Consider the following 4,981-nt stretch of genomic DNA (forward strand, 5'->3'; position numbering starts at 1 on the left):
GTGTTGCAGCCGCTGAACCGCGTCGGCGATCTTGAAGGCTGCGTGCGCCATGAGGATGGCCGCGTCACCACGCCGAAGGGGTTCAAGGAGGCCTACCGACAGGTCACGGAAGGCGGCTGGCTCGGCCTGTCGGCGCCCACCGAATATGGTGGCCAGGGCCTGCCGGTAGCGCTGTCGCAGACCGTCTCCGAATTCCAGTGCTCCGCCAACATGGCGTTCTCGATGTATGGCGGCCTCACCATGGGCGCCACAGCCGCGCTGGTCGTGCACGGCCGGCCGGAGCAGAAGGCGATCTTCCTGCCCAAGATGGTGTCCGGCGAATGGACCGGCACCATGAACCTGACCGAGCCGCAATGCGGCACCGATCTCGGCCTGCTGCGCACCAAGGCGGTCAAGCAGGACGACGACAGCTACAGCATCTCCGGCACCAAGATCTTCATCTCGGCCGGCGAGCACGACATGGCCGACAACATCATCCATCTGGTGCTGGCGCGCATCGAAGGCGCGCCGGCCGGCATCAAGGGCGTGTCGCTGTTCGTGGTGCCGAAGATCCTGGTCAATGCCGACGGCTCGCTCGGCGCGCGCAACGGCGTGGCCTGCGGTTCGATCGAGCACAAGATGGGCATCCACGGCAATGCCACCTGCGTGATGAACTATGACAGCGCCACCGGCTGGCTGATCGGCGAAGAGAACAAGGGCATGCAGGGCATGTTCGTGATGATGAACGAGGCCCGTCTCGGGGTTGCCGTGCAGGGTCTGGCGCAGTCCGAAGTCGCCTACCAGAACGCCGTGGCCTATGCCAAGGACCGGCTGCAGGGAAGGTCGCTGACCGGGCCGAAGGCGCCGGACAAGGCCGCCGATCCGATCATCGTGCATCCCGATGTGCGCCGCGCGCTGCTGACCATCCGCGCCTTCAACGAGGCGGCGCGCGCGATGGTGGTATGGACCGCGCTGAAAAGCGACGTCGCGCATCGCTCCGAGGATGCCAAGGAGCGTCAGGACGCCGACGACCATCTCGGTCTGATGACCCCGGTGTTGAAGGGCGTGCTTACCGATGGCGGCTTTGCCAATGCGGTGTCGGCGCAGCAGCTGTTCGGTGGCCATGGCTATATCGCCGAATGGGGCATGGAGCAGTTTGTCCGCGATGCTCGCATTGCGATGATCTATGAGGGTGCCAACGGCATCCAGGCGCTGGATCTGGTCGGGCGAAAACTGCCACGCGATGGCGGCCGTGCGGCGATGGCGTTCTTCGGCGAGGTCGGCGCCTTCGCCAAGGCGCATGGTGATGACGAGGCGATGAAGCCCTATGTCGCACCCTTGTCGGGCGCGCTCGGCCATCTGCAGCAGGCGACGATGTGGCTGATGCAGAATGCCATGACGAAACCCGATAATGCCGGCGCCGGCGCCACCGATTACATGCAGTTGTTCGGCCTGGTCGGCTTCGCTTATATGTGGGCGAAGATGGCAAAGGTCGCGCAGGACAAGATTGCCGGCTCCGGCGCGACCCCCTATCTCACCACCAAGCTGGTCACCGGCCGCTTCTTCATGGAGCGGATGCTGCCCGAAACCTCGGTCCATCTCGCGCGCATCCAGTCGGGTTCGGCGACCACCATGGAACTGCCGGCGGAAGCGTTCTGAAGACAACCACCTACGCGGTCATTGCGAGGAGCGAAGCGACGCGGCAATCCAGAGTCACAAGCGCGGACTGGATTGCTTCGTTGCAAGGGCTCCTCGCAATGACAGCCGAAAAAATTCGCATGCTACAATCACACTGAGGGAGACCCCATGCCCGAGGCCTATATCTACGATCACGTGCGCACCCCGCGCGGCCGCGGCAAGGCCGACGGCGCGCTGCATGAAGTGACCGCGCTGGCTCTCGCCACCGCGCCGCTGAAGGCTCTGAAAGAGCGCAACAATATCCAGCCCGGCACCATCGACGACGTCATCCTCGGCTGCGTCGATCCGGTCGGCGAGGCTGGCGGCGATATCGCCCGTATGGCGGCTTTGTCCGCCGGCTACGGCAATGACGTGCCGGGCATCCAGATCAACCGTTTCTGCGCCTCCGGCCTCGATGCCGTGAACTTCGCCGCGGCGCAGGTGATGTCGGGCCAGCACGCCATGACCATCGGTGGCGGGGCCGAATCCATGAGCCGGGTTGGCATTGGCGATTCCGGCGGCGCCTGGCCGGTCGATCCGTCGATCGCGGTGCCGGCCTATTTCATGCCGCAGGGCGTCTCCGCCGATTTGATCGCGACCAAATACGGATTTTCCCGCGATGATGTGGATGGCTATGCGGTGCAGAGCCAGCAGCGCGCCGCGAAGTCCTGGGACGAGGGCCGCTTCGACAGATCGGTGGTGCCGGTCAAGGACATCAACGGCCTGACGATCCTCGCCAGGGACGAGCACATGCGGCCGACCACGACGATGCAGTCGCTGGCCGCGCTGCAGCCGTCTTTCGTCACCATGGGGCAGATGGGCGGCTTCGACGCGGTGGCGATCCAGTCGCATCCGGAAATCGAGCGCATCAACTACGTGCACCACGCCGGCAATTCCTCGGGCATCGTTGATGGCGCCGCCGCGGTGCTGCTCGGCAGCAAGGAGGCCGGCGAAAAGGCCGGACTGAAGCCGCGGGCGAAAATCCGCGCGTTTGCCAATATCGGCTCCGAGCCGGCGATGATGCTGACCGGCCCGGTCGACGTCACCAAGAAGGTGCTGGAGCGCTCCGGCATGAAGCTGTCGGATATTGATCTGTTCGAGCTCAATGAGGCGTTTGCCTCGGTGGTGCTGCGCTTCATGCAGGCGTTCGATATCGACAACGACAAGATCAATGTCTGCGGCGGCGCCATCGCGCTCGGCCATCCGCTGGGCGCCACCGGCGCGATGATCCTGGGCACCGTGCTCGACGAGCTTGAGCGTACCGGCAAGTCGACCGCGCTGGTCACGCTGTGCATCGGCGGCGGCATGGGTACCGCGACGATCATCGAGCGGGTGTAGCGCGTTCTTCCTTCTCCCCCACGCGAAGCGGAGCTTCGCTAGGTGGGAGAAGGTGCCTCCGCGAAGCGGAGGCGGATGAGGGGCAGCAAAGCTCGGAGTTTGTGACCACCCCTCACCCGTCTCGACCGCTTTGCGGGCGATCCACCCTCTCCCACAAGGGGAGAGGGGCAGAGACATCAACGCTGGCGCCTCATGGCTGCAGGCATTACCGGGAGCGACACATGACCTTCAAGAACTTCAAGATCGAGACTGACGCCGACGGCATTGCCCTTGTCACCTGGGACATTCCCGGCCGTTCGATGAACGTGCTCGACACCACCACCATCGAAGAGCTCGGCGCCATCGTCGACCAGACCACCGCGGACGCCGCCGTGAAGGGTGTCGTCATCACCTCCGGCAAGGAGGCGTTCTCCGCCGGCGCCGACCTGTCGATGCTGGAAGGTATGAACAAGGCCTTTGCCGAGACCCGAAAGGCCAAGGGCGAGGAAGCCGCGCAGCAATTGCTGTTCGACGAGAGCCGCAAACTGTCGCTGACGCTGCGCAGGATCGAGACTTCTGGCAAGCCGTGGGTCGCGGCGATCAACGGCCTGGCGCTCGGCGGCGCGTTTGAAGTGACGCTGGCCTGCCACTATCGCGTGGCCGCGGACAATCCCAAGACCAAACTCGGCCTGCCCGAGATCAAGGTCGGCCTGTTCCCCGGCGGCGGCGGCACCCAGCGCCTGGCGCGGCTGCTGCAGCCGCAGGACACCATGCAGATGCTGCTGAAGGGCGAGGCCATCAACCTCACCAAGGCGAAGGCGATGAACCTGATCGGCGCCGTGGTGCCTGCGGCCGAACTGATCACGGCAGCCAAGGAATGGATCAAGTCCGGTGGCAAGGCCGCGGCGCCGTGGGACGAGAAGGGCTTCAAGCTGCCTGGCGGTCCGGTCTATTCCAAGCAAGGCATGCAGCTGTTCCCCGCCGGCAACGCGATCTATCGCCGCGAGACGTTCGACAACTATCCCGCGGCGCGCGCGATCATGCAGTGCGTCTATGAAGGCCTGCAGCTCCCGATGGACGCCGCGCTGCGCGTCGAGTCGCGCTATTTCGCCAAAATCCTGCAGAGCAAGGAAGCGGCGGCGATGATCCGCAGCCTGTTCATCTCGATGCAGGAGCTCAGCAAGGGTGCGCGCCGTCCGCCAAACGTTCCGCCGACCAAGGTGAAGAAGCTGGCCATCATCGGCGCCGGCTTCATGGGGGCGTCGGTCGGTTTCGTCTCGGCGCGCGGCGGCATGGATGTGGTGCTGATCGACCGCGATCAGGCCAGTGCCGACAAGGGTCTCGGCCACTGCGAAGCGGCCATCGACGGCTTGATCAGCAAGGGTCGGGCGAAGGAAGCCGACAAGGCCGCGCTGATGGCGAGGATCACCGCGACGGCCGATTTCGACGTGATCAAAGACTGCGACCTCGTCATCGAGGCGGTGTTCGAGGATCGCGCGGTGAAGGCCGAGATCTACAAGAAGGTGCAGCCGCTCTTGAAGGAAGGCGCGATCATCGCGTCCAACACCTCGACGCTGCCGATCAACTCGCTCGCCGAGGAATTCACCGACCAGTCGAAATTCATCGGCATCCATTTCTTCTCGCCGGTCGAGAAGATGATGCTGGTGGAGATCATCGTTGGCAAGAACACCGGCGATGTCGCGCTGGCGACCGCGCTGGATTACGTCCGGGTGATTGGCAAGACGCCGATCGTGGTCAATGATTCGCGTGGCTTCTTCGCCAACCGCTGTGTGCTGCGCTTCACCGCCGAAGGGCTGGAAATGCTGCTGGAAGGCGTGCCGCCGGCGATGATCGAGAATACCGCCAAGATGGCCGGCATGCCGGTCGGCCCGCTGTCATTGTCGGACGAGATCGCACTCGATCTGGTGCTCAAGATCATGAAGGCCACCGAGGCCGATCTCGGCTCGCAGGCGGTCGATCAGGCGCAGAAAAAGCTGATCGTCGAGAT

The 4,981-nt window shown here is 64.4% G+C and carries 3 protein-coding genes; all 3 read left to right on the forward strand.

What is annotated here, in order from left to right; genetic code table 11:
* Positions 1 to 1,638, forward strand: a 1,638-nt coding sequence (locus Q0S16_RS21360; protein ID WP_295852749.1) for an acyl-CoA dehydrogenase C-terminal domain-containing protein, incomplete at its 5' end; no start/stop codon positions are given.
* A 147-nt stretch (positions 1,639 to 1,785) separates the two neighbouring features.
* Positions 1,786 to 2,994, forward strand: coding sequence for an acetyl-CoA C-acetyltransferase (locus Q0S16_RS21365; RefSeq protein ID WP_295852752.1), 1,209 nt, complete (start codon positions 1,786 to 1,788; stop codon positions 2,992 to 2,994).
* A gap of 221 nt (positions 2,995 to 3,215) precedes the next feature.
* Positions 3,216 to 4,981, forward strand: a 1,766-nt coding sequence (locus tag Q0S16_RS21370; RefSeq protein WP_295852755.1) for a 3-hydroxyacyl-CoA dehydrogenase NAD-binding domain-containing protein, incomplete at its 3' end; no start/stop codon positions are given.

The sequence above is a fragment of the Tardiphaga sp. genome (genome assembly GCF_025356345.1).
GTDB lineage: Bacteria > Pseudomonadota > Alphaproteobacteria > Rhizobiales > Xanthobacteraceae > Tardiphaga.

What these genes read in the sequence shown, in the direction of transcription:
- Q0S16_RS21365 (WP_295852752.1), top strand. Translation starts at nt 1,786, where the DNA reads ATGCCCGAGGCCTATATCTACGATCACGTGCGCACCCCGCGCGGCCGC.